Below are 26,250 nucleotides of genomic sequence, written 5' to 3'. Positions count from 1 at the left end.
ATTTGTGTCCAAGTCTTCTTAAAATCAAACATGTTCATTTTGAAAGGAGAAGGTACAATGTCAAGCACTACCCAGCAAAAACAACAAACGATGCCTGCACAACATCAGGATCAGCGTCCGGGGATTGAATCCAAGATGAATCCCAAGCCTGAATTCGAGAGGGCGCAGTATAAGGCAGCCGGCAAACTATTGGACAAAGTGGCTTTGATTACGGGAGGAGACAGCGGGATTGGACGGGCTGTTGCTGTGACCTATGCCAAGGAAGGCGCCGATGTGGCGATTGTATATCTGAGTGAGCATGAGGACGCCAAGGAAACGAAACGTCAGGTGGAGCAGGAAGGGCGCAAGTGTGTGCTTATCGCAGGTGACATCGGTGATGTGAATTTTGCGAAGAAAAGCGTTCAACAAACGGTCGATGAACTTGGCAAACTCGACATTGTGGTTAACAATGCGGCTGAGCAACATCCGCAACAAAACCTGGAGGATATTACGCCAGAGCAACTGGAAAAAACATTCCGTACCAACATCTTTGGTATGTTTTATGTTACACAGGCGGCTATGCCACATCTGAAACAAGGTAGCACCATCATTAACACAACATCGATAACCGCTTATCGGGGAAGCCCGACGTTACTGGATTATTCGTCGACTAAAGGGGCAATTACATCCTTCACCCGTTCATTGTCGATGAATCTGATTGAAAAGGGGATTCGTGTGAACGCCGTAGCTCCTGGTCCGATCTGGACACCCTTGATTCCTTCGACATTTGATGAGAAAAAAGTAAGTGAATTCGGAGCCACGCAACCGATGAAACGTCCAGGGCAGCCGGATGAATTGGCACCAGCTTATGTGTACCTCGCTTCTGATGACTCTTCTTATGTCAGCGGACAGGTGATGCATGTGAACGGCGGCGAAGTCGTTAACGGCTAGGTGATGCACCGGGCAAATGGCATTGCGGAACGGGCGAGGATAGTCGCTGTTTTGAGAAGAGAAAGACGGGACGCTAAAGCATAGTGGCGTCCCGTCTTTCTTTATATATTTTTTTCAAATAAGAAGAGGGTTTCGAACAGGGGAGGCAGGTTGAAGTCCTATCTATTGTAAGATGTGATTTACAAAAGTCTGTATCTGCGTTGATATATTTATGATACCTTATACAGGTCTGACTTTAAAGCAATGGGGTGAGTCAGAGGGGAAGAAGGCAGATTTATTGCTCATTTTACATGGAAAGATATCTCATTAGATGTGATATGATAAACCGGATAACATATTCGGGAGGCACTCATATGAAGATTAGCAAACAAGAGGCATCACATTATATATGGGGAGCTCAGTGTGATGGTTGGCATCTGGTTCAGGGAGAGACACTTAGTGTGATTCATGAGCGAATGCCCGCAGGCACGACAGAAACAAGGCATGTACATGTGAAGAGTCGCCAATTCTTTTTTGTTCTTAGCGGTGAGGCTTGTATGGAGCTGAATGGAGAGACCTATGTACTGGAAACACATGAAGGCATCGAAATCCCGCCGGGAGCACCCCATCAGATGCAAAATCGAGGTGCACAAGATGTGGAATTTCTAGTTATATCACATCCAACGACACGCGGTGACCGTAACGAACTAAATGGATAAATAATGGTTTGTTTTCATCATTTGAATTTAATATTAACTTATTTACATATGGACGAAGAGTGCAGAAAAAACCTGAAGATAACAGGGATTGGAAGGTTATTCTGTCATCAGAGTGGTTATGTAAATTGTCTTGTTGTTCAACGGACTAAAATATAACAGAAGGAAGAGATTAATGAGACCGTTTCGCATTCGCCTCGCTCTAATCATGATGGTACTCATTGGCGTATCCGTCATTGTAGCCGGATATACGATGGGCAGAGTTTTCAAGACTACTCATATCGCCGCACTGGAACAAACGATGGTGCGTGAAATTAATTTGTTAAAAGCGACATTCCCTTTTCATGATGCTTCCAATCCGACATCAGCGGAAACTCGGAAATATTACTCGGACCGAGCGCTGGAACTGGATCGTCTAACAGACTCGCGAGTAACTTTTATCAATAAAGACGGTATCGTCATTGGCGATTCCGAGAGTGATCCTGCAACGATGGATAATCACTTGAATCGGGAAGAGATTAGGACGGCTAACGAAAATGCTTTCGGACAGTCCATCCGATATAGTGCAACGTTAGGGCAGGACATGCTGTATGTCGCGTTGCCTGTTAATTCGGATCAAAGTGACATGATTGAGATACCAAGTGGCAAATTTGACGGTTATATTCGGTTGTCTATGAGTTTGCAAGCGGTGGATCAAGGACTGCAACGCGGATGGATGATTATGTTTGCTGCGCTGGGCCTGCTTTTTCTCATTGTGGCATTTGTCAGTTACCGGGTAGCTAGAGGTCTAACGTCGCCCATCGAGCATATCACCAAAGTGGCACACCGGATTACAAAGCTGGAGTATGATGCGAGAGTAAAAGTTACACGCAGGGACGAGATCGGCCAGCTGGGTCTGGCGATTAACGGCATGGCAGATAGTCTGCAGTCCCAGCTCAAAACGATTCGGGACAATGAAGCATTGCTTCAAAGTGTGTTGGCGAATATGACGGGTGGGATCGTCATGATTGATGCAACGCAATCGATTGCACTGGTTAATCGGGAAGCAGAGCGTATGCTCGGTATTCAGGCCGTGAAGGTTACAGGAAGACCTTACACGGAACTCAAGCGGCATTACGAGCTGACACGCACGATTGAAGAGAGCGTAGCTAATCAGGAACGGATGCACGAAGAAGTAAGTGTATTTAACCCGGAAGAACGGTTGATAAGGCTGGATGGTGTACCGATGTCAGAAGACAATGGCGGATATCGGGGAATGTTATTCCTGCTACAGGATGTAACTGCGATTCGCAGATTGGAATCCATGCGTAGCGAGTTTGTGGCCAATGTCTCTCATGAACTCAAGACACCTGTTGCAGCAGTGAAGGGATTTGCAGAAACCTTACTAAGCGGCGGTGTACAGGATAAGGAAACGGAACGTTCTTTCCTGCAGATTATTTATGATGAAGGTGATCGACTAAACCGCTTGATTGGAGATATTCTGGAGTTGTCCAAGATTGAATCGAAACGTGCACCGCTGGAATGTTCACCAGTGCATGTGCATTCCTTCTTCGAAATGGTGCTTGGAACTTTGTCCAAGGTAGCGGAGAAAAAGCAGATTCGTCTGGAAATGAATGTACCGGAGGAACTGTATATTGAAGCGGATGAGGATAAAATGAAGCAGATTTTCATTAATCTGTTATCCAACGGCATTAACTATACACCTGAGGGTGGAAGGGTGAAACTCCAGGTGAAGATGGATCAGACGAGTGAGGAAGAGCAGGTGGTTTTCTCGGTGTCCGACACAGGAATTGGTATTCCCAAGAAGGATTTGCCGCGAATCTTTGAACGTTTCTACCGTGTAGACAAAGGCCGATCACGGAATTCGGGAGGAACAGGACTTGGACTCTCTATCGTTAAACACCTGGTGGAGCTTCATCATGGTAAATTGTCGGTCGAAAGTGAACTAGGGATGGGAAGCACCTTCCGGGTAATCCTGCCTTTAATTCAAGAAGAAGAAGTCTAGTTTTACTTTGGAAAGAAAAAGGTAGGCTTAGAGAAGCAAAATGTAAAATGAGCCATTTGCTTTACACAGCGTTAACAAATTAGTGCTATGATAGAAAAAGTGTTGTGGCAACAGACAACCTATGAAGAGAGAAGGGGTATCATGGCACAGCGTTTGCTGGTTATTGAAGATGAACCGACATTATCGAGATTACTTACGTATAACCTGACACAGGAAGGTTATGACGTAACGGCAGAGGATCATGGGTCAGCAGGATATGACCGGGCCTTGTCTCAGGATTTCGATTTGATTCTACTGGATCTGATGCTGCCAGGCATGAATGGTCTGGATATTTTGAACAAACTGCGTATTCAGGGAGTAAGCACTCCTGTCATTATTCTTACCGCCAAGAACGGTGAAGCCGAGGTTGTGCAAGGGCTGAAATCGGGTGCAGATGATTACATTACGAAACCGTTTGGTGTATCCGAGCTTTTGGCACGTGTAGATGCGGTACTCAGACGTTATTCGAATGGCGACGATTTACCGCAGCCTGAGGATAAAGACGGCTCACGTATTATTCTTGGTGAACTTGAAATTTATCCGTTGAAGTATGAAGTGACTTTGGGAGGACAATCGATCAGCCTGCGTCCGAAGGAGTTCGAAGTCCTGTTATATCTCGCTAAAAAGCCTGGCGTGGTGCTCACCCGGGATGACCTTATGAATGCCGTATGGGGTTTTGATTATATCGGAGGTCAGCGGACCGTGGATGTGCACGTCAGTTCATTACGTAAAAAGCTGGAGCTTGACCCTGAATCCGTTCATATCGATTCCATCCGCGGTGTAGGTTATAAATTGGTTGTCAAAAGAAAAACTCCCCATCATTCTAGTTAAATGATCGGGGAGTTTTATTTTACCTCCTTTTTACACAAAGAAAGATTTTTCTTCATTTATGTGGAGTAGGATGAGGTTATCCAAGTGATACTTTGTACCTAAAAACCCACCTTAGGGCGGAGCTAACACGTAAAGGAGAATGTGTAATTATGCCCATGTTGTTAGAGGCTAGACCTGAGAAACTGGATGTCAGTTTACAAAAAGGGGAAGAAACATCGTTCGTGCCGGAGTTGGAATCGAACGAATCAACAAGTGAAGTTCAGGAGGAACATGCCGTTTCTTTGACTGAATATTTCCGTCAGGTGCCTATAGCTAGGGGAGATACTACTTGCGGAGAGGCTGCGGCGATGTTAAGTGATGGACTGGAGCATCCATGTATTGTGCTCTGTAATGAACACATGAAACCGATAGGATTATTGATGCGTGAGAGCTTGTATCGTTTACTGAACGGAAGGTTCGCAGCGGACTTATTTTATCGTAAACCGATTATGAATGTAGCTAACGCATCACCGGTTATTGTAGATATACATATGGAACCCGCCGCTATTATTGACGCCGCGCTTCGGCGGGACGAGGATCATTTTTATGACTGCCTGCTCGTAACGGAACAGGATCGCTTGCTTGGTGTACTCACGATTCGTGATGTGATGTCGCTTTCTCGTAAACTTCAGCAGAAGGCATCCGCAGATCGCATATGCACCGTGACGGAGAGTGGACAGGAAATTTCACGCATTCATGCGGCTGTAACCAAACTGGTTCAAGCGGCGAATCAGACCGTACAGGAAGCAGGGCAAGTTATCCTCTTGTCCAATGAGGGAGAAGGGCGTCTGCGTCAAGTTGAGTCTTCCTACCTTCAGGTTCATGAGCATATGGGGGATCAGGGCAAACACGCAAGTCAGATGCTCGAATCCATCAAAACGGGTGCAGGCATGGCGCGTTCCATTCGAACGCTGGCGGATCAGAGCGGGTTGCTGGCACTGAATGCATCGATAGAGGCTGCGCATGCCGGAGAATACGGCCGGGGGTTCCAGATTGTTGCCGGAGAGATCCGGGCACTTGCCAAACAGACACGAGAAGTGGCTGGAAACATGACCGTATTGCTTCAGGATATTGAAAGTTTAACCCAGCAGACCGTATCCCTCATTCAGGCGAGTGGTACTGAAATCGATGAGAGTGCGCAGTATGTGCAGGAAGGTGCGGCAGCGTTTGGGAAGTTAAATCATGCAGTAAAAGCTTTGTCCTGCATCGTGGAGACCATTGCTGCTGAAGGCGGGGAAGCTGGCAGGGTCGCAGAGAATATCCAGTTGAAGCTGAAGGCCATGATTACGGATCATTCCGAGCTGTGAACTAAAGCACAACCGAGGCACAGCGTATAACGGAAATCGCGCAGATCAAAAAAGAGAGACCTGGGACGTTGATATAACGGACTAGGTCTTCTTCAGGTGTTTTTACATTCCGTTAACATGAAGGTGGTACTGTTTTTACAATGTTACGTTAGGATATTAAAGATGACTGTGCTGATTGGTAGAGAATATGAACGCCGGTCTCAACGTAAAGGGAATCCGATGATCCCTGCAACGAAGGAGAAGTGAGCATCCATGAAAGACCTCATTCACATTGATGGACTTAATTTATACTATGATACGCATCACGCGCTTAAAAATATATCGATGGATCTGCCGGAGAAAACCGTCACAGCGTTTATCGGGCCGTCAGGCTGCGGTAAATCGACATTGCTCCGTACGTTGAACCGGATGAATGACATGATCCCGGGTGTTCGTGTGGAAGGACAAGTTATGCTGAACGGTTCAGATATTTACAGTAATGAAATTGAAGTGGAGACGCTGCGCAAACGGGTAGGAATGGTATTCCAACAGCCGAATCCTTTTCCAAAATCGATCTATGACAACGTGGCGTACGGACCACGTCTGCACGGCGTAACCCAAAAAGCAGAACTGGATAAACTCGTCGAACAGAGTCTGGTTCATGCGGCATTGTGGGATGAAGTGAAGGATGTGCTGAAAAAATCGGCGTTAAGCCTGTCTGGTGGACAGCAACAACGTCTGTGCATCGCACGTGCACTGGCTGTACAGCCGGATGTGTTGTTGATGGACGAAGCAACTTCGGCGCTGGACCCGATCTCCACGCTGAAAATCGAGGAATTGGTCAAAGAGTTGCATCATAAATATACCATCGTCATGGTTACTCACAACATGCATCAGGCAGCACGAGTATCTGGACGAACGGTATTTTTCCTGAATGGTGAGGTGGTGGAGGCAGCTGATACGGAGACGTTATTCTCCACACCGCAAGATTCCCGGACCGAGGACTATATATCCGGTCGGTTTGGTTAAGGCGAGCTGAACAGGATGATCCCGGCTTACCCGGAGATGATGGAGAAGGAGGACATGAAATCTATGATTCGCAGAAAAGAATTTGATCAAGAGCTGGAAGAACTGCGCTCCCTGCTGAAACAAATGGGGGAACATGTAGGAAATGCCTTGGACGGTGCGATTGAGAGTTTGCAGACATTGAATGTAGAAAAAGCTCAGATCATCATTAAGAATGATGCGAATCTCAATGCCCTTGAGGACAAAATCATGGAGCTGGGCTCCAAGCTTATTATCACACAGCAGCCCGTTGCGAAGGATTTAAGACGCATTATCGTGGCCTTCAAAATCTCTAGTGACTTGGAGCGTATGGGCGATCTGGCCCTCGACGTGGCAAAGGTAACGATCCGTATGGAAGGTCAAGAGCTGATCAAGCCGCTGGTGGATATTCCACGTATGGCGGAAGTGGTGAAATCCATGATTGATGAGTCCATTGAGTCCTATTTGAAAGAAAATACCGATCTGGCCTATAAAATGGCACAAACCGATGATCAAGTCGATCAGTTGTACAGCAATATGATTCGTGACCTCTACACATTAATGACTGAACATCCAACGAATGCATCTCAGGCTATGTTGCTCTTGATGGTTGGGCGTTACATTGAACGTATTGGTGATCATGCGACCAACATCGGTGAGAGCACGGTGTATCTGGTGACAGGTCAGCGTCCGGACCTGAACCAGTAAGTTGTTCTGGGCAGGCTATGCTGCACAAGCGAGGAATATTAGACATACAAGATAAAATAATATGATCGAAATGGAGAACTTTCTTCCGGCTGGCCTGTGCACAGGCTGACTGGGAAGGAGGTTCTTTTTTTGCGGAAGAAATGTGGTGAAAAGGGGTGTGAAGTTTTTTTGATGTAGGTGGCAGGTATGGTATCATGAGAGTAGGTATGTAAGTACAGTCTGACCATATGATACGCGAGGTGCTGGAATGGACAAGTTTATTCTTATAGATGGAAATAGCATTATTTATCGGGCATTTTTTGCAATGCCACCCCTGACCAATTCGAAAGGTCTGCACACCAATGCGGTATACGGCTTTACGACGATGTTGCTTCGTTTGTTGGAAGAACACAAGCCTACACACGTGATGGTGGCGTTTGATGCGGGCAAAGTGACGTTCCGTCATGAAGGGTACCAGGAATACAAGGGTGGACGGGAAAAAACACCACCGGAGTTGTCCGAACAGTTCCCATTGCTTAAAGAGTTATTGCAAGGCCTCGGGATCGCGCAGTTTGAACTGGCTGGTTTCGAGGCGGATGATATTATCGGAACACTGACCAAACGCGCGGATGATGCAGGCAGACAGGTTCTCGTTGTATCGGGTGACAAGGATATGTTGCAACTTGCTTCCGAGCATGTACATATCGGGCTGACGCGTAAAGGGGTTACGGAGATTGAACTGTACGACCCGGCTCAGATTAAGGAACGTTACGGTCTGACACCACTACAGATTATTGATCTGAAAGGTCTGATGGGCGATGCTTCCGATAATATTCCGGGTATTCCGGGTGTTGGGGAGAAAACGGCGCTGAAGCTGCTGCATCAGTTTGGATCGGTCGAAGAGGTGCTGAACGGTACGGGTGAACTGAAAGGCAAGATGAAGGAAAAGATTGAAACCCATGCCGAAGATGCACGCATGAGTAAACAGCTGGCGACGATTCACCGTGAGGTTCCGCTCGAGCAGACGTGGGATGATATGCAGTTTGATGGATTGAAAGAAGCGAGTGCAGGGCCTGCACTGGCTAAGCTGGAGTTTAAGTCATTGCTGGAGCGTTTGTCCTTTAGCGGTAGCGTGGCTTCCGAGCAAGAGGCTGTTCCAGCGGCTGAGGTTGAATCTACGATTGCAACAGAAGATAACATAGCTGATCTGATGGATATGTTGGATTCGATCGATGTGCTGCATGTGGAAACGCATGGTGACAATCCGCATCAGGCGAAGCTTGTTGGTCTTGCTGTAGGCGCCGGGGAGAAATATACGTTCATATCTCCGGAATTGCTACAGTCTGAAGCGGCCTCTCCTGTACGGGAATGGCTTGCAAGTGCCGACCAGCCGAAGCGTGGATATGATCTGCATCGCGTGGATTTGGCTTTGCATGCACATGGCATTGAATTCGCAGGTGCATCATTTGATGTGCAGCTTGCTGCTTATTTGCTTGACCCGACCGAGTCGAATCAGACAATCAGCGGGCTGACGTCCAAGTATGGGCTGCCTTCACTGGTTGAAGACGATAGCGTTCTGGGGAAAGGGGCTAAATACAGAGTACCAGAGGCGGATGTTTTGGGCGATTTCTTATGCCGGAAAGCCGCTGCGCTGGCCGCGATTATCCCCCTTCAGGAACAAGCGCTGGAGAGCGATGAGATGAATTCGCTGTTCCATGAGCTCGAAATGCCGTTATCCCGTATTCTTGCCGACATGGAGAAGCAGGGAATCAAGGCGAACACAGAAGACTTACAAGCCCTTGGTCGTGAATTTGAAGGACAGATCGGCAAGCTGATGGCGGAAATCTACAAGTTGTCCGGTACGGAGTTTAATCTGAACTCACCTAGACAACTCGGCGAGATTTTGTTTGACAAGCTGGGCCTGCCTGTCGTGAAGAAAACAAAAACAGGCTACTCCACTGACGCTGAAGTGCTGGAAAAGCTGGCTCCTTATAACGACGTGGTGCAGCATATTTTGCAATATCGCCAGCTTGCCAAGTTGCAATCCACTTATGTGGAAGGTTTGCTGAAAGAGATATCCGACCGGGATGGCAAGGTGCATACGTTCTATCGTCAAACCATTGCAGCAACAGGACGACTGAGTAGCCAGTTCCCGAACTTGCAGAACATTCCGATTCGTATGGAAGAAGGACGCAAAATTCGTAAGGTTTTTGTACCGTCCGAGCCGGGTTGGTCTATTCTCGCAGCCGACTACTCTCAGATTGAACTGCGTGTACTGGCACATATTTCAGATGATGAACGTCTGAAGGAAGCTTTTGTACATGATATGGATATCCATACGAAGACCGCCTCCGATGTATTCGGCGTGAAGCCGGAGGATGTAGACAGCGATATGCGTCGTTCTGCGAAGGCGGTTAACTTCGGAATCGTATACGGAATCAGTGATTATGGTCTATCGCAAAACTTGAACATTACGCGGAAAGAAGCGGCACAGTTCATCGATCAGTATTTTGAGATATTCCAGGGTGTGCGCCGGTATATGGATGATATTGTGAAGGATGCACGCCGGGACGGTTATGTGAAAACGATGCTGGAACGCCGTCGTTATCTGCCCGAAATCAACGCGAGTAATTTCAATCTACGCTCCTTCGCGGAACGTACCGCGATGAACACACCGATCCAAGGTACTGCGGCTGATATCATTAAGCTGGCGATGGTACAGATGGACGAGGCGTTGCGCGAACGTAAGCTACAGAGTCGTATGTTACTTCAGGTACACGATGAGCTCGTGTTTGAAGTGCCGGCGGATGAACTGGAGCTGATGAAGGAGCTTGTGCCTTCGGTGATGGAAAAGGCGCTTCCGCTGTCGGTGCCGCTCAAAGCTGAGGTTAGCTTTGGTGAGAACTGGTATGAAGCAAAATAGATAAGAAAGGGTCCCGCTGAGCGTCATCTTCCGTTATAATATAAGGGAGGTGAGAACATCATGCCGGAACTACCGGAAGTCGAAACAGTCAGAAGAACGTTGAATCAACTTATTGTAGGTAAAACGATTGATCATGTTACCGTTAATTTGCCGCGGATTATTCAGCGGCCTGACGATATAGAAGCATTTGCATTGGAACTGGCAGGACATACCGTGATTGGTGTAGAGCGCCGGGGCAAGTTTTTACGGATTTTGCTGGACGGGCTTGTGCTGGTCTCCCATCTGCGGATGGAGGGACGTTATGGTGTGTATCATCAGCACGAAGAGGTGGAGAAACACACTCATGTCATCTTCCACTTCAATGATGGCACGGAATTGCGATACAAGGATGTTCGTCAGTTTGGAACGATGCATCTGTTCAGCGCAGGTGAAGAGCTGGTTTCGAAACCGCTCATGAAGCTTGGACTGGAACCACTGGATGAAGCTTTTACCGTGGACGCATTCCGCGCTGCAGTGGGGAAACGTACGACCAAAATTAAAGCTGTATTGCTGAATCAGGCATATGTGGTTGGCATCGGGAATATTTATGTGGACGAGGCTCTCTTCCGTGCAGGTATACATCCCGAGACGATTGCGAAGACGCTGACCGAAGCACAGCTGAAGGTTTTGCATGAAGCCATTGTGGCTACGCTGCAGGATGCCGTGAATGCAGGAGGTTCCTCGATCAAGTCATATGTTAATGGGCAAGGCGAGATGGGCATGTTCCAGCATCAGCTGAAAATTTATGGCCGTAAAGCGGAGCCTTGCCATACCTGCGGCACATTGATTGAAAAAAGTGTCGTTGGTGGACGTGGGACGCATTTTTGCCCGAATTGTCAACGACTTTGATCTCCCGAACCAGAACTGAATCAATGAAATGATGAAATCATAGCACCCTTGGATTCCTCCCTCCATATACTGATATGGCAGAAATAAGCGGGCATATACCCATACTGACATCATCAGTTGGCACGTACCGCACAGGGGAGGAATCCGGGGTGCTGCATCATTTTATTTCATTACTGGCGCTTGCTTTTGCAGTGAGTTTAGATGGTTTTGGAGTTGGAATTACATATGGACTTCGGAGGACCAAGATTCCGCTCTTATCCATTGCTATTATTTCGCTTTGTTCGGGATTGGTAATCGCGTTATCTATGCAGGTTGGTGTGCTCTTATCTCATGTTGTGTCCCCAGAAGTAGCTTCAATTGTGGGGGCTGTCATTCTCATTGTGATTGGTGCGTGGTCGCTTTTGCAACTGATCAGGCGGCGGGGCAAAGAACGTGAGGAAGCTGAGAGTGAATTGGTGCAGGAGAGATTGCTTCAAGAAAAGGGAACAACGGAATCGGGGCTTTCATCCAGAAGCAAGAATCAATTAATGGTTCTGGAAGTGCAACCATCGCCAACGGATGGTTCGGTGGAGCGCATGGTATTTACACTGGAATTGCGCAAGCTGGGTGTGGTTATTCAAATTTTGCGCAGCCCGTCCAAGGCGGACATGGATAACTCAGGCAGTATCTCCGCACAGGAAGCGATGTGGCTCGGAATTGCGCTGTCACTGGATGCCTTTGGTGCAGGTCTGGGTGCGGCATTGCTTGGATTTCCTACGCTGTGGACAGCACTGGTGATTGCTTTGTTTAGTGGGGCGTTTCTGTCACTTGGCATGAAGGTAGGATTACGGTTTGCAGCACAGCGCTGGATGCAGAAACTCTCAGTTCTGCCGGCCCTGCTGTTAATGATTATGGGAATATTCAAGTTGTTTTGAGGAGTAATAAAGCTGTTATGAGGTGAGACGATGAATATAGGCTTAACGGGCGGAATCGCAACAGGCAAAAGCAGTGTTTCCGCCTATCTGGCCAGTAAGGGAGCGCTGCTCATCGATGCAGATGTTATTGCCCGGGAAGTTATGTTGCCTGGGCATCCCGTTTTGGCTGCCGCTGTTCAGCGGTTTGGACAAGCTATCTTGAATGAGGACGGAACACTGGATCGGAAAAAGTTAGGGAGTATTGTTTTTCAGCACCCTGAGGAACGTAAAGCGCTTGAGGCCATCACTCATCCGGCGATCCGGAAGGAAATGCGTGAGAGAGCGGCTGCATACGAATTGAAACATCCGGACAAGCTGGTGGTGTCGGATATTCCGTTGCTGTACGAGTCCGGTCTTGAGGAAGGTTTTACGGAAGTTATGGTCGTATATGTACCTAGAGCAGTACAACTGGAGAGACTGATGAATCGGGATCAAATGACCCAGGCTGACGCCGAAGCGCGCATTGCGGCTCAGATGGATATTGAACGCAAAAAAGAGCGGGCAGATATCGTTATTGATAACAGCGGATCATGGGCTCAGACGGAGAAGCAGCTTGAATCATTTTTAACTCATAAGGGTTTATTATGAAAATATTGCGTAAAAAACGTGTACTGCTGATCATGTTTGTTTCCTTTGTACTTGTGTTATTTCTAAATACGAACTGGATGGCCTGGTTTTATCCGATTGAGTATAAGGAAGAGATTCGGGCGCAATCCCAGAGCTATGAGGTTGATCCGTTTCTGATCGCCTCGATTATTAAGGTGGAGACCAATTTCAAAACAAGCAAAGAATCCAAGCGGGGTGCGATCGGACTGATGCAGCTCATGCCGGATACGGCGAACTGGATTTTGGAACAAGCCAAAATTCCGGATACTTCGCTTGATGAATTGAAACATGAACCCGGGCGAAATATTCAACTGGGGACATGGTATCTGCGTAATCTGTCTGACCAGTTCGGTGGCAATGAAATTGTGATGATTGCAGCCTATAATGCAGGACCGGGGAAGGTCAGCAGCTGGTTGAAAAATGGTGTATGGGATGGCACGCTTGAAACGGTGAAGGATATTCCTTTTGGCGAGACACGCCACTATGTACAACGGGTTATTTACTATTATAATCAGTATGTGAAGATCTACGATACGTTCTAGAGCGATTGCTGGGAAAAAGATAAGGAGAAGCACGGAGCAGACCGGTAGTGTACCGGCCGCCCCATGCTCCTCTGTGTAACGTATTACGATGCAGATAATTATTGGTATTGACCTGCCAATTGCTGTTCTGCAATTGTTACCAGACGCTTCGTGATGTATCCACCGATCGAACCGTTCTCGTAAGAAGTCATGTTACCTTGGTACCCATCTTGTGGGATGCTGATTCCGAGTTCTTGAGCTACTTCATATTTCATTTGCTCCAGGGCTGCGGAAGCTTTAGTTACAACCAAGTTGTTGGAATTACCGTTGCTTTGTGCCATTGCTGTTCACCTCCTCGCGGGTTGGTAAAAGTATTATGTGTCGCGAATGCGATTTTCATTACAAGATATGCTCAGGGAATATGTGGTAAAAAGTAAAAGTGGGAAGTGATCTTAGTTGAAATGTCCTTATTGTGGTTATTTAGGTACCAAAGTGTTGGACTCCAGACCAGCGAATGAATCGAAATCCATCCGCCGCCGCCGCGAATGTGAGCAGTGCGCGAGAAGATTTACAACCTTTGAAATGATTGAAGAAACACCGTTGATCGTCATTAAGAAGGACGGTAGCCGGGAAGAGTTCAGCCGTGACAAAATTCTCCGTGGTTTGATCCGTGCGTGTGAGAAGCGTCCGGTCTCTGTAGAAACGCTGGAGATGATGGTATCTGAAGTGGAGAAGTCACTGCGTAACACAGCAGAAGCTGAGGTAGAGAGCCGTCAGATCGGCGAGCTGTTAATGGAGCAGCTGTTTCCGGTTGATGAAGTGGCGTACGTGCGATTTGCTTCTGTGTACCGCCAGTTCAAAGACATTAACATGTTCATGAAAGAACTGAAATCACTGTTGTCCAAAGAAGACCTGGAGGACTAATGTAGTGGGGGAAAAGGAGAAGAGCAATCCGGAGCTGCATCTGGTATATGCCATGCCGTGTGTGCCCGTAACATGAATGTTCTTCTCCATAGATTTCGGTGCTTCAGAAGGGTATTGACAGTCCAGAAGGGATTTTATATGATATAGAAGTCGCCTGTAAAATGAGTTTTTAGCAGTGCTGGACAAGATGTAACATCATATCCTGGGGCCTTAGCTCAGCTGGGAGAGCGCATCGCTGGCAGCGATGAGGTCAGGGGTTCGATCCCCCTAGGCTCCATACTTGTAGAGAACCCGCTGATACAGCGGGTTCTTTCGTTTGTCTAGACGTTGACTGTGCGTGGACAATTCGCAGATCTGCGCTCCACGCATCGCAGATATACGCGCCTAATCCCTCGTTTTCTTACCGTACTTATTATCGAAGGAGACGGTATGGAATGGATAAACGTAAAGGAAGAACAATTAAGAGTGAGCGCACATCAACGCGCTTGCAGTACTCGTTAGACTACTTGTTCGATTATTATTACCAGGCGAAGAAGTCGGAAGGGCGAGCGGAGAATACGCTAAAGACATACGTACAAAATTACAATTACTTCTGCGAATTTCTGGATGAGCGTAAGATCATTCGTGACAGCCGGAATATCAACGTTGAGGTAGGGCGTGACTACATAAATTTGGTTACGGGATGAAAAACGGAGGTTTAGCGATAACTGTAACGTTCCGGAATCTGTTCGCACTGTTGGACTTCTTCCGAAATCAATTAACGTACGCATTAAGAATATGAAGACGATGTTTAAGGTTTTATAAGAAGAGGAAGTAATTGAAGCAGATTCGTTTACGTATCTAAAGAACGTACAGGACATTGCGAAAGATATTGAGGTACTTACCGCGGAGGAAATGAACAACCTACTCAAAGCGCCAAACCAGCGCAAATACAGCGACTTCCGTGATTTCGTAGTCATAAATCTCCTGATCGACGGGATGTTACGTGTAGACGAGACGTTAACATTGCGCATGACAGACGTAGACTTTATCGCATGCTGTGCAACTTTACAACGGGAAGTGACCAAGACGCGTAAGCCTCGAATTGTACCGATCACAAAACGAACAGCTAAGCTGATGCAAGAATTAATCCGCGAATCAACGGAATTTGTGAGTGAATATATCTATTCCTAAACAACTATGGTGAATGCTTGGGGCCTAACCATTTTCGGCATGAATTAAAGAAATACGCAGATCATGCTGGAATTGAGAAACACATTTATCCGCATTTGTTGAGGTATGCTGGGGCGAAATTCTTTCTTGAGTAGAGCGGGTCACAGCATCATCTGTAGGTTATTTTGGGGCACGCCGATGGTCGGATGACCGCTCACTATACACATCTGTCTGTTAAAAACGTGAGGAAGAATTACGACGTCCATTAAACGCGGTTTTCGGTAAGCTAGAGAAGTTAAGTAGAATAAAACGATAATACGATGTAAAGCCGCCGGATAGCTCACTGCAGCAGTTCGGCATTCCTTCTATTTTGCACTATTATATATACGTTTAGTTTCGTTATTTCCAGGCAGATACCCCTTGAGTCCAAATTTTTGCCTCTTTAGGCTTTCCGTAAAATTACCGTGAAATTAGCACATTTAAACGTCGGCCCTAACAAATACCCTCGTGCTATTTGAACAACTAAATCTACGGAGATCTCACGGCGATGATTATGAGGGGGCATGGGGAGATCAGAGGAGAGTATATCGAAAGAAAAACTTAAAATGCGAACGTATGTTTTTTGTTGCGGTAACCGATGGAAATGATATAATAGTTAAATCGTGGTAAGGTTTGAGGAGGGAGGTGTAACCCTCTATGACGATGGAAGCGATTATAACTTTAGTTTTTGTAGCAATGACTTTTGTAGTAAATTTGTTTAATGCATTCATCAATCTTATAAATATAAAGAAAAAGTAGTCGCCCCCCGCCAAGGTTACGACTACTCATTTTGAAGATGTACTACTTTTTTTAAAAATTCGAAACCTTATCACGATAACTGACGAAAAGTCTGAAATATTGTATTTTAGACTGATTGTCAATCATGATTTACATTTTAGTTTATTTTACACCTGTGAGTCAAATGGTTCAAGTATTATATTTGTGTAATTAAAAAAACCCGCATCGGAGACTGTTTCTGATAGTGGGTTTTTTGTCGTTTTTGGGTATCGACAAATTTGAGGGAGTGAGATTTGCGGAGTAGTATTTCGGTCACTAGCACGGTTAACATACGGGAGTACATCGCCGCAACCGTTAATTACGGGTATCTGTGTACTTACGATGGTGTGTTCGCCCGCTATAAATGTCGCGGATATGCGGATAAGGTGGACCATATTTGAGGTAGATGCGAGCATAGTTATGCGGAGATATCTCGTGTTGAGTACAGAAGCGAGTCCATTTGCGAAGGTAACTTTGAAGTAAAAAGAGAAAAGACTTAGCTTGGAATTTTTACGAGTTCTCGTGGTCAATAAGAGGTAATGAATAATTTGTTCGCTAATAACTGATACTGGAATTTAATTGAATTTAAGAAGGAGTGTTTGAGTTAAATGAATAATTTACAGATTAGTCTCTCACAGACCACACTAAATACTTTTTTGAAAAAAAGCCTCTCTCTAGTCAGGCAGTCTGAACCAATTTCTAATGTTATTGTTGAAAAAAACGGAGTGAAGGTTACTGCAAATATCCAGTTAAAATCCATTGAAGTAGATGATTTAAATTTAGCTGAACCGAATAAAGTAAGTTTAAATAATGTTAAACTGAGTTTTGAGCTGTTGAATGTAGTCGTGGAAGTAGATATTAAACGCATTCATGACTCAATTAAGGTTTTAAATTTACCTGGCGATCGTTTAGATGTAGAAATAAGCTGGGACTTTTTTGAGGGAGAACCAGATATAAAACTAACTTTGGGAATTGAGGATTACTTTAGCCCTCAGTTTACCGCTGAAATGAATTTTTCCATAAATGGGCTAGATGTTATGGTTGGCTTAAGTAATTTTAATGTCCATAGTTTGAACATAGCAAGTAATCTTGGAGAAAAAATAGAAGATCAAATTATTAATGAAGTAAAACAAATTATAAAGGAAAAAATAGGTGAATGGGCTGATAAAGTCCTCGATTTTATAGGTGATTTGGCTCGTTTTTTACCTGTCGATAATATGGCAAGCTGGATCGTAGTTGAACTATCTGAAAGTGAAGTGTTTAAACACTTGGTAGAAAAAGCTGTCAAAGACAATGTAAAAGAAGAGAAGGTTTACACAATACCAAATAAGTTTGAGTTAGGGAAAGATCAAACGAAAGTTAATGTTTCTCTTGCTGATGAAAATACAGCTTCAGTGCATGTGGAAAACGGTACTTTAATTGGTTTAGTTAACTTCAAAGACATTTAAAAATAACGACTGCAAACCTTCCTATAGTTGCAGTCGTTATTTTTCGTAAGAATCCCCTTACAAACACCTTGCCATTTCCGTCCAGGTACGTTCCCCTTACCAAAGCCTAAACACACTGATTCCACAGTAAAACCACGTATGGAGGAGAACGCGAAGTTGCGTTCTCCAACAAAAAGAAAGAGACGCATGAACAGACGTTAAACATAATACCAAGTAGGCCAAAAGATACGTGATCGACCGTTTGGTCACAGTGCTGATCTTACTGTTCAAGATGTAGTAATTGATTACACTACGGGTGAATGGTTATGTGTATCTTGCTCCTGTGACGTTGGACAACGCGGATAGAGATTACCTACGTGATCATTTTAGGGAGTAAGAAAGGCAAAGATGGGAATGGCCGCGTCTTATATAAAGTAAATACGCAATGAAAAGGCGCAGTTCTCACGGGAGTATCCGTTGAGGGCTACGTCCTTTCATTACGTTTATAAGAAGAACGCGCAGATAAATTGAATTGAAAAGAAAATAAAGTATTGCCAAATGTATACAGAATGATACTATTGGTTTTATACAATAGTTTTAAGAGACTAATTAGAGGTGCGATTTATTATGATAATTGAAAGTCACATTAAGGAAGGACTAAGCAGAGCTTACGTTATAGCGGTGGCTCATAAGGCCGGGATGAATTTCTCTAAACCTGATTTTGATTACGGCTTCGATGGGACATTCAGGGATACACGTAACTATAACGGACGATACTGTGATACGGGGTTTTGCATAGACATTCAACTTAAAGCTACTGAAAATGTTGTAATGGAAGAAGATTACATAAAATATGATTTAGAAGTTAAGAATTATAATGATCTAGTTCTAAAAGATGTGGGTAGTCCGCGTATATTAGTACTGTACGTTCTTCCTCCTGAGCAAGATGAATGGTTGAACGTGTCAGAGTTTGGAACAACACTTAAAAACTGCGCTTGGTGGTGTTCTTTAAAAGGGATGGAACCAACTACAAACTCAAGCAGGGTACGTATAAAAGTCCCTAAGTCCCAATTATTAACGGAAGTTTCTTTAAAATCATTAATGAATAAAGTAAAAATGGGTGAAGAGATATGCAATCTAACCTGATAAAACTTAACTCGCTGACGAATTACTTGCTAAGTAGGAATTGGACTTGGAATAAAGTTTTTCCAAATAAAAAACTTAAAGTTTTTAATAAATTTGTTGATGAGCATAGCGATCCCTTAACCATTGTTATACCTTCAAATGAAACATTTCAAGACTATATACCAAGGGTTCAATCAGTGGTAGAAACTTTAGCTGCTTTTGAAGGTGTGAGCAAAGAACAAGTAATAAGAGATATAACCTCTATGGATATCGATAAGCTTGAAATAAGAGTTGTTTCCACATTTGCAGAAGATGGATCGATTCCTCTAAGTTATGCATCTAATTTAATTGATGGTTTAAAAAACCTAATTGTTTCCGCAGCCTATTCAGAAGAGAACCCTAAGCGTTCTTTTAAAAGACCGTCTCAAAAGGCATTAAGTTATAGTGATTCATTTAAATTAGGTCAGACAGCAGTGGGTAGTTATGTTGTCACAGTTGAATCGGGTCCTTTATTAGATGATCATGTCGAAATGGTAATCGATAATCATGTAGCGAGAACAGAACCCTTCTCGAGAAGGGTAATGAGAAGGATTCACAAAGCTATGCATCAGATAGAGTCGTTCAATAAAGAAAACTATAAATTGTCAGACCTTATCAATGAAGGATACAACGATGGATTGAACGCAAACATTTGTGAAGCCTTACTTTCACTTTACTTCAAAGAAAAACCGGTCAAGCTCGAGTCTAGGATTAACTACTCATGGATAGTTGAAGTGGAGGGGGAGACACTCCCCGACCTTATTATATTAGATAACGATGATTACCATTCAATTAAAGTCATAGCCGAGGCATTACGGAACGAAGAGCCTGAAAGTCTTGTTATTGAAGGGACAATATCAAGACTCTCGATTAGTTCTGGTAGTCAATACGGCATAATAAACGTTAGCGCGACTTATGAAAACAAAAAACATAGTGTTAAAATCGCTCTCGAAGAAGAAGACTATAAGCTAGCTTGTGATGCGCATAAAAACAACAAAAGAGTTAGGGTTACTGGTAAAATGGATTCGTCAGGAAGGACATGGGAGATTATAGACTTGGAGGGCTTTGATATTCTTATGGATTAAAAGTTCGTTTATGACGTTTTTCTTGCTGCCAATATCAACAAGCAGTCTGAAAATATCTCCCTATAATGCGTAGTTTATTTGTTTATTTGGAACCCCGTTTAATAAAATTGCACAGCCTCCTTCGTCATGGAGACCAAGTGTGTGTGGAAACGCGCCAGACTCTCACTTGTGCGGCCCTGTAGCCGTTGCCACATCTTATATGTAAAATAAACAGCGAAATAAAAGCAACCCTATGGACTCTCGCAGTTATGCGCCCCTAAACTGTATAACAAGGTAATCGGTAAGGGATAGCGCGTGGTTTTCGGAACCTGCTGGCCGGATAACACGCTTATTTTACGGGGGTAGTCTAGCGTTGACTGAACGTAGGACAGTGCGGAGACAATTGCTCCACTGGGAGCGATGAGGTCAGAGGCTGTGATCCCCTCAGGTTTCATAAGAGAGTTATAGAAAACGGCAGAGATGCCGTTTTTTTGTTGGAATCAATTGTCTCTGGTGTCACAGAAGGAAAATTGGTTTCTCTGTGGCTGATAACGAATGTAGGCAATTGACACATGTAGAATTCCTAATATGATGATATGGGGGAGGGGATGTTATGCCAAAAAAAGATAATATGTTAGCCATCCTATGGATGTTGAATTCGGGAGAGAAATGGACTGCAAAGCAAATATCTGAAAAGTTAGAAGTGAATATAAGAACCGTTTATCGGTACATTGATGCACTGTGTTCTAGTGGAGTGCCGATCATATCCGACGCAGGTCATCATGGTGGATATAGTCTGCTGAATCATTTTATCAGAGCGCCTCTGCTATTTGATATGGAAGAAAAAAAGACACTTCTTCATGCTGCTGTTTTTGCAAAAGAAGCCGGATATCCATTGAGTGAGACATTAGAGAATGCGACAGCCAAGTTGAAAATGTATTCGAATGAGCAACAGGAGAGCACACTAAATCATCAATTAACTGGATTTGAAGTGATAAACCGTATGGTCAGCCCTTCGAGTCAGCTCGTATTAGCGGATTTAGAGCATGCTGTAGAACAGGGAATATCTGTAGAGATAGATTACCGTACAAACCATGAAGAGAAGCCAAAGAACAGGATGATAGATCCCTATGGGATCGTTTACTGGAACAATAAATGGTATACAGTTGCATTTTGCCACCGAAGAAATGAAATACGAAGTTTCCGGGTAGATCGGATTTTAATGATCAAGCGTACTCAACTAATCTTTACACGTCCTGAGGCTTTTTCTAGCCGTGACTTTTTTATGAAAAACCTGTTACCTGATCTTGTGGGGAAGGAAGGGTTAATTTCTTTAAGGATCGAAGGCAGGCCGGAAGCGTTAGACGAACTAAGCATGCATTGGTTTTTCGGTCATCATCTGCAAGAGCGAACATCTAATCAAGCCATCTTTTTATTTGAGGAAAAATCCATTCATAATTCTGTCCCTTATTTTCTTCTATCCTATGGTAAATCCATTCGAATCATCGAACCCCAGAGTGTGAAAGACAGACTTGTGGCTATTGCAGCAGAGTTAATGGAATATTATCAACAATAATAGCTTCACTGACAGCGGATGTCAGTGAAGCTATTTTATAATGAGATAGTCAGTGATTATTGATGGATTGTAGTCCTTGATAGATAAGAAAAGGGGAGAAATTCAAAATGAAAAACACATTATATCTTTATGTTTTTGACAGCATGTCCGATTGGGAGATAGGTTATTTAACTGCTGAGCTAAACTCAGGAAGATACTTTAGAAAGGGACTGGCTCCAGTACAAATCGTTACTGTTGGGCTCGAAAAGACTCAAGTAATTACAATGGGTGGGTTGAAAATAACACCTGATATTACAGTGGATGAGTGCAACATTACAAGCGTAGATGCATTGATTTTACCTGGGGGAAACACATGGACAGAGGATATTCACAGGCCCATATTAAAATTTGCCGAGATGTGTTTACAGGAAGGGATCGTAGTTGGAGCGATTTGCGGAGCTTCCATAGGACTTGCTCAAGCAGGCATGTTAGATTCCCGCTCGCATACAAGCAATGATCTGGCGTATCTTAAAATGATTTGTCCGTCTTACACAGGCGAAGAATATTACAAATTGGACGTTGCTGTTACGGATGGAAAACTGATCACCGCTTCCGGAGTAGCTCCACTTGAATTTTCTGTTCATGTTTTAGGAGCGCTAGATGTATTTTCTCCAGAAACATTAGATGCATGGTATCGTCTTAATAAAACTCATGAACCTCAATATTTCTACGCGTTAATGAATTCAATCCAATGACCGCTCCGTTCAAGAGAAACGCCATCACTTCAATGTGATGGCGTTTTTTGATGGAATGCTCCGTAAGTCTGTCTTCTTATCGGAAGTGAAAGAAAAGACGTTTTCTAAAATGGTCCTCTACAACGGAGGACTTTAGGTATGTTGCTTAGCCAGAAGGAGCGTATCATCCTGTACACGCTTTCAATTATGCGAGTGTTCGATGAACCTTACAAAGAGAGTAGCTGCTTCGGAGCGGGTAGCAGTGGCTTTAGGAGCAAAGAGATTGTCCGAATTGCCTAATACAATACCGTTGCTCCGCATCACCTTAACGGCCTCCAATGCCCATGAGCTGATCTCACTCTCGTCCGTGAAGGACTTAGACTGGCTTTCAGGTATTTGATAGCCCTTGTACTGCATGTAGTTGTAAAGGATCACTAACATCTGCTCGCGAGTCATCGGAGAATTAGGGTCAAACAGATTGGCGTTTAAACCGTTGACTATGCCTTTTTCTGCCGCCCACTCGACTGCCGCCGTGTACCATTGTCCGTCCGTCACGTCGCTATAGCGGGAACTCGCAGAGTCGGTTTGTTTTACGTTCTCCAGATTGGCTAGTATCTGCACGAACATTGCACGTGTCATTCCGGTGCTAGGTGAGAACGATGTAGAAGTCGTGCCGTTGAAAAGGTTGTATGTGTAAGCGGAATTTACGTAACTGTAGAACCAGTCATCCATGCTGGTATCCCTAAAAGGATTACCTGATTGCACGAGGAAGCCCAGTGAGGTGGCATCATTGAATGCAAGCACCGTAGCCTCACGAATGTTTAGCGACAAGCCGTTGTTTAAATCGACTCTTGCTCCGTCCGGACCTATCACTATCGTGCCGTCGCCACGTATTTTCGAGCCTTCATGGACATGCATTTGATTGTCATTTGGCAGGTTCACGTTGGCTACTTTGCCACCCACAGTGACCGTACCGTCGTTCTCGATTGTCGATCCACCAGAAATGGTCACTGTGCCTTTGCTGCTGGGTAGCGTCACTTGGGCGATCTTGTCCGCCGGAATAGTCACCTTACCGTTAGAGTCTATCGTTGTACCCTCTGGTACCGTGATCTCGATCTCGCCTTTGGTTGAAATCTTGCCGCCACCGGGCAGGGTGGTAATTCCATTTTTGTCCGTGACAGCGGGTTTATCCTTCGGTGTAGTCAGGGTGTAGTTCGAATTTGATGTTCCGTTATCTGTCCCGGTGCCCGTACTGTCGGAGTTGCTTGTGTTACCAATGTTGCTTGTATTACCGGTGTTGCCCGTACTGCCAGTATTACCGGAAGTTCCACCAGAACTAGGCACGGTAGGAGTTGTCGCCGCTGTTGGCATGGCCGTCACACTGATCTCTGCTCCATCGCCCTTCGCGTTCAACGCGATGATCTTGAAGCTGTAGCTTTGGCCGTTTGTCAGGTTATTGAAGGTATATTTGGTCTCCGCCGCATCCAATGTGACTGGCGGTACGTTGCCATACCATACCTTATAGCCTAATATCGCGCTACCACCGTTGTCAGCAGGAGCAGACCAGCTCAAGGTGACCCGTCCGTCACCTACTGTCGCCTTGAGTCCACTCGGCGCACCGGGCGCGGCCGGTTTTCTTTGTGCGAACATCCAATCAAAGACATCTGTGTAGTCATTGTTCCAGGCCGGCAAGTTAGAGGATTGTGCCGTGGGAGCTATACTCCAAGTTCCCATCGTTATCTCGTTGTAGAGAACCGCCGCTTCAACTTCATGCGCTATATAATCAGCGAGAACAGGTGTGTTGGCAGGATTAGGTCTCAGATTAGGCTGATCAAATTGATTGTAAGGCCACGTAAGTACCTCATTACTCTCAAAGCGTGAAGCCCTTGCGTTAATCATTTTCGGCATATTGGTATTGATGAAATTATTGAGGTTAGTCTGGTAGCCACCAACATTATGAGCATTTAAAAACATCCAATAGGCCAAGTTATTGTGTGCCTCATTGGAGTTAGCGTTCGGTGAACCGCTTACCGGGGCCATCGGTGCGGCGGCAGCGAAGAAGCCGGGATAGCTGTTCACTAAGTTGTTCGTATACTGTCCGCCCCAGGAGAAGCCTGCTGCGTAAACACGGTTAGGATCTACTTCGCCGCTGGCGATCAGGGTGTCAATGACCTTCTTAACATTCTGTGTGGAGGGAACAGAAACGCCATTATAGGAAATATTCAGGATATGGCTGGCGTACTTTTCAGGATTCTGGGCCATTTTTTTCATTAGAGCGACGGAGCCGTTGGCAGATTTCATGGCCGCTTTTTGGTCTGCCGCAGCGTTTGTGCCGCCGCGTGACATGCCGTGGGTGTACACATATAACGGCAATCCTTTCATCACGTTACCGTCTTCATCCTTATGAAGGTAGAGCGAGCGATTGACCGAATGATCCGTGAAGGTTGTGAACTTATCAAGGATGGCATTCACAACTTTTTCTTGCTCAAAAACCACGTTGTGAAGTGCATTCCCCTCTGTCAGCACGATCTCACCCTTTGGGCTGAGGGTGTAAACCTGCTTTGTTGAGTTACTGCTGCCGTCCAGTGTTGTATTGCCGCCGCTTTCTGAATAAAACTCAGACTCAACGACGATGTAACGCCCGCTCGCCAGTCCGTCCTGATAATCTGGTGAATTGCTAACCGGCCCCACATAGCCGCGTACCTTCGGTTCATCATTAGCATATACCCTTGTGATCTTGCGTGGTCCTTCTAAGGTAACCGCTTCACCATTCAGGGTGGTGTTCCTAACCGATAAGGCGAACAAGTCCGGATTAAGCGCGGAGCCTAACGCCGCCTTTCCCTCGCCTAAATCAATGATAACAGCCGTTGTGTACTCGCCACTGGCAAAGTTGTCATTCCATACGATAAAGGGAAGTACCCCTGCGTCCGGATCGTTCTTGAATGTCACATGAATGGTATGGTTAGCCTCAATATTCGAAAAGGTATAAGAGCCAGAAGATAGAGTCACAATCTCGCCATCTACCGTTACCGTATCCACAACTTTACCGGAATCGGGGGTAAACGTTATTTCTTTGTTAGAGCCTCGATCTACTCTAAACACATCGCCGGGTGGGTTCGACATGATTGAGCCGCCCGGTCCGGCAGTGGCTGTAATGGATAATCTGGTGTCTAATTCATTGGCTGGGATGAGCTGCAGGCTGTCTGTAAATGAATCAGAGCTAGTATAAGCCGCGTCGGGTACTCCAAAAGAGGAAACGACTTCATAGCGGTCACCGCCGTTTTCCGTTGAGTTATTGATGTAGACCTCAAAGGTAAGCTTTCCCTCCTGTAAGGTCAAGTTTCTTTTGGGTATTCTCATCTCCACGATATATCCAGTTTCCGTAATCTGGGTCCATGCAGCTCTGCCTGGAGCAGCCTGCCCCGAAAACACACCCGTCGTGCTGACACGCCATTGATTAGAGCCACTGGTTCCGGTACCAACATAAAACTCCAGGCTGTCGTACCGGTGATCTCCGCCTGCTCCCTGATATAGATTACTGTCATTCACAACTACGCGGGCATACAGGTAGTCGTGATCCCAGAGGATTCTGGCTGTGCCCGTGGCATGGGGTCTTGGGTCGGTGGGCACCGTGCTTTTGTTGATGTGATGTTCCATGGTTTGGCTCCAGAGTGGGTCGTTTGACCCGAGTTCGGGAGTGCCAAAAATGGCGGCCTTTGTTTCATTTGTTACTGCTGAGCTCTCAATGTTGTCACTGTCGGCAGCGTAGCTCGTAGGCATTAGCGAGGCCACCATTACCAAGCAACAAAGGAACGCGAGCATTTTTCTAAATCGTTTTGGCATAGATGCAATCCTCCTTATTTTTTGATCCGGTGCGCTCATGGTTTACTCGCATCCGTATTTGGAAGCGTTATCAAGTTTACAAGCGCCCAACTATATATATTATGTTTATCTAGAGTTAAATCCT

Annotated in this window: 22 protein-coding genes and 1 tRNA gene; 21 read left to right on the top strand and 2 right to left on the bottom strand. The window is 45.3% G+C overall.

The window, feature by feature from the left end; translation table 11 throughout:
* Positions 1-57: 57 nt before the first annotated feature.
* From J2T16_RS08410 to J2T16_RS08355, 12 genes are all read left to right on the top strand, one after another.
* Positions 58-930: an SDR family oxidoreductase gene (locus J2T16_RS08410; RefSeq protein WP_221786460.1), complete on the top strand. Its 873-nt coding sequence runs from the start codon at positions 58-60 to the stop codon at positions 928-930.
* Positions 931-1,283: 353 nt separating this feature from the next.
* Complete coding sequence (locus J2T16_RS08405; RefSeq protein WP_221786461.1) at positions 1,284-1,628, top strand: cupin domain-containing protein; 345 nt, start codon at positions 1,284-1,286, stop codon at positions 1,626-1,628.
* A gap of 172 nt (positions 1,629-1,800) precedes the next feature.
* Complete coding sequence (gene pnpS / locus J2T16_RS08400; RefSeq protein ID WP_499018119.1) at positions 1,801-3,630, top strand: two-component system histidine kinase PnpS; 1,830 nt, start codon at positions 1,801-1,803, stop codon at positions 3,628-3,630.
* Positions 3,631-3,771: 141 nt separating this feature from the next.
* Positions 3,772-4,500, top strand: a complete 729-nt coding sequence (locus J2T16_RS08395; RefSeq protein ID WP_090920260.1) for a response regulator transcription factor — start codon at positions 3,772-3,774, stop codon at positions 4,498-4,500.
* A gap of 149 nt (positions 4,501-4,649) precedes the next feature.
* Positions 4,650-5,846, top strand: coding sequence for a methyl-accepting chemotaxis protein (locus tag J2T16_RS08390; RefSeq protein ID WP_499018118.1), 1,197 nt, complete (start codon positions 4,650-4,652; stop codon positions 5,844-5,846).
* A gap of 252 nt (positions 5,847-6,098) precedes the next feature.
* A complete protein-coding gene (gene pstB / locus J2T16_RS08385; RefSeq protein ID WP_090920265.1) occupies positions 6,099-6,854 on the top strand; it encodes a phosphate ABC transporter ATP-binding protein PstB in 756 nt (251 codons plus the stop codon).
* A 63-nt stretch (positions 6,855-6,917) separates the two neighbouring features.
* Entirely contained in the window at positions 6,918-7,577 is a 660-nt protein-coding gene (phoU, locus tag J2T16_RS08380) for a phosphate signaling complex protein PhoU (RefSeq protein ID WP_090920525.1), read from the top strand.
* A gap of 247 nt (positions 7,578-7,824) precedes the next feature.
* Positions 7,825-10,479, top strand: coding sequence for a DNA polymerase I (gene polA / locus J2T16_RS08375; RefSeq protein WP_336122245.1), 2,655 nt, complete (start codon positions 7,825-7,827; stop codon positions 10,477-10,479).
* 60 nt (positions 10,480-10,539) lie between these two features.
* The gene (mutM, locus tag J2T16_RS08370; protein ID WP_308722103.1) at positions 10,540-11,367 is read left to right on the top strand and encodes a DNA-formamidopyrimidine glycosylase; all 828 of its coding nucleotides are present in this window, start codon (positions 10,540-10,542) and stop codon (positions 11,365-11,367) included.
* Positions 11,368-11,516: 149 nt separating this feature from the next.
* Entirely contained in the window at positions 11,517-12,281 is a 765-nt protein-coding gene (locus J2T16_RS08365; protein ID WP_186811653.1) for an MntP/YtaF family protein, read from the top strand.
* Between the two features lie 30 nt (positions 12,282-12,311).
* Positions 12,312-12,908 carry a dephospho-CoA kinase gene (gene coaE, locus J2T16_RS08360; protein ID WP_336122246.1) on the top strand — a complete coding sequence of 199 codons (597 nt, stop codon included), beginning with the start codon at positions 12,312-12,314 and terminating at the stop codon, positions 12,906-12,908.
* On the top strand, positions 12,905-13,468 hold the full coding sequence (locus J2T16_RS08355) for a lytic transglycosylase domain-containing protein (protein WP_336122247.1): 564 nt from the start codon (positions 12,905-12,907) through the stop codon (positions 13,466-13,468). Before coaE ends, J2T16_RS08355 begins: the two co-directional genes overlap by 4 nt.
* A gap of 98 nt (positions 13,469-13,566) precedes the next feature.
* On the opposite strand, the gene J2T16_RS08350 is transcribed toward J2T16_RS08355, so the two are convergent.
* Positions 13,567-13,788, bottom strand: coding sequence for an alpha/beta-type small acid-soluble spore protein (locus J2T16_RS08350; RefSeq protein ID WP_017689472.1), 222 nt, complete (start codon positions 13,786-13,788; stop codon positions 13,567-13,569).
* 115 nt (positions 13,789-13,903) lie between these two features.
* Between J2T16_RS08350 and nrdR the strand changes: the two genes are divergently transcribed.
* The 9 genes from nrdR (at position 13,904) to J2T16_RS08305 (ending at position 22,304) form a co-directional block, all read left to right on the top strand.
* The gene (nrdR, locus tag J2T16_RS08345; RefSeq protein ID WP_090920285.1) at positions 13,904-14,371 is read left to right on the top strand and encodes a transcriptional regulator NrdR; all 468 of its coding nucleotides are present in this window, start codon (positions 13,904-13,906) and stop codon (positions 14,369-14,371) included.
* Positions 14,372-14,575: 204 nt separating this feature from the next.
* Positions 14,576-14,648: transfer RNA gene (locus J2T16_RS08340), tRNA-Ala, on the top strand.
* A gap of 157 nt (positions 14,649-14,805) precedes the next feature.
* Positions 14,806-15,057 (top strand): hypothetical protein, encoded by a 252-nt coding sequence (locus J2T16_RS08335; RefSeq protein WP_221786466.1) that lies wholly within the window; start codon positions 14,806-14,808, stop codon positions 15,055-15,057.
* Positions 15,058-15,187: 130 nt separating this feature from the next.
* Complete coding sequence (locus J2T16_RS08330) at positions 15,188-15,544, top strand: tyrosine-type recombinase/integrase (RefSeq protein WP_499018197.1); 357 nt, start codon at positions 15,188-15,190, stop codon at positions 15,542-15,544.
* A gap of 1,403 nt (positions 15,545-16,947) precedes the next feature.
* Positions 16,948-17,787 carry a hypothetical protein gene (locus J2T16_RS08325; protein ID WP_221786468.1) on the top strand — a complete coding sequence of 280 codons (840 nt, stop codon included), beginning with the start codon at positions 16,948-16,950 and terminating at the stop codon, positions 17,785-17,787.
* Positions 17,788-18,393: 606 nt separating this feature from the next.
* Positions 18,394-18,912, top strand: coding sequence for a DUF4365 domain-containing protein (locus tag J2T16_RS08320; RefSeq protein WP_221786469.1), 519 nt, complete (start codon positions 18,394-18,396; stop codon positions 18,910-18,912).
* Entirely contained in the window at positions 18,897-20,015 is a 1,119-nt protein-coding gene (locus tag J2T16_RS08315; RefSeq protein WP_221786470.1) for a hypothetical protein, read from the top strand. The genes J2T16_RS08320 and J2T16_RS08315 overlap by 16 nt, the downstream gene beginning before the upstream one ends.
* A gap of 592 nt (positions 20,016-20,607) precedes the next feature.
* Positions 20,608-21,570, top strand: a complete 963-nt coding sequence (locus J2T16_RS08310) for a helix-turn-helix transcriptional regulator (protein ID WP_221786471.1) — start codon at positions 20,608-20,610, stop codon at positions 21,568-21,570.
* Between the two features lie 107 nt (positions 21,571-21,677).
* On the top strand, positions 21,678-22,304 hold the full coding sequence (locus J2T16_RS08305) for a type 1 glutamine amidotransferase family protein (protein ID WP_221786472.1): 627 nt from the start codon (positions 21,678-21,680) through the stop codon (positions 22,302-22,304).
* Positions 22,305-22,484: 180 nt separating this feature from the next.
* Here J2T16_RS08305 and J2T16_RS08300 read toward each other — a convergent pair whose 3' ends face one another.
* On the bottom strand, positions 22,485-26,126 hold the full coding sequence (locus tag J2T16_RS08300; protein ID WP_499018116.1) for an S-layer homology domain-containing protein: 3,642 nt from the start codon (positions 26,124-26,126) through the stop codon (positions 22,485-22,487).
* Between the last annotated feature and the right edge of the window lie 124 nt (positions 26,127-26,250).

The sequence above is a fragment of the Paenibacillus intestini genome, from assembly GCF_030803945.1.
Taxonomy (GTDB): Bacteria; Bacillota; Bacilli; order Paenibacillales; family Paenibacillaceae; genus Paenibacillus; species Paenibacillus polysaccharolyticus.
This window is presented reverse-complemented; position numbering and strand designations above follow the sequence as displayed.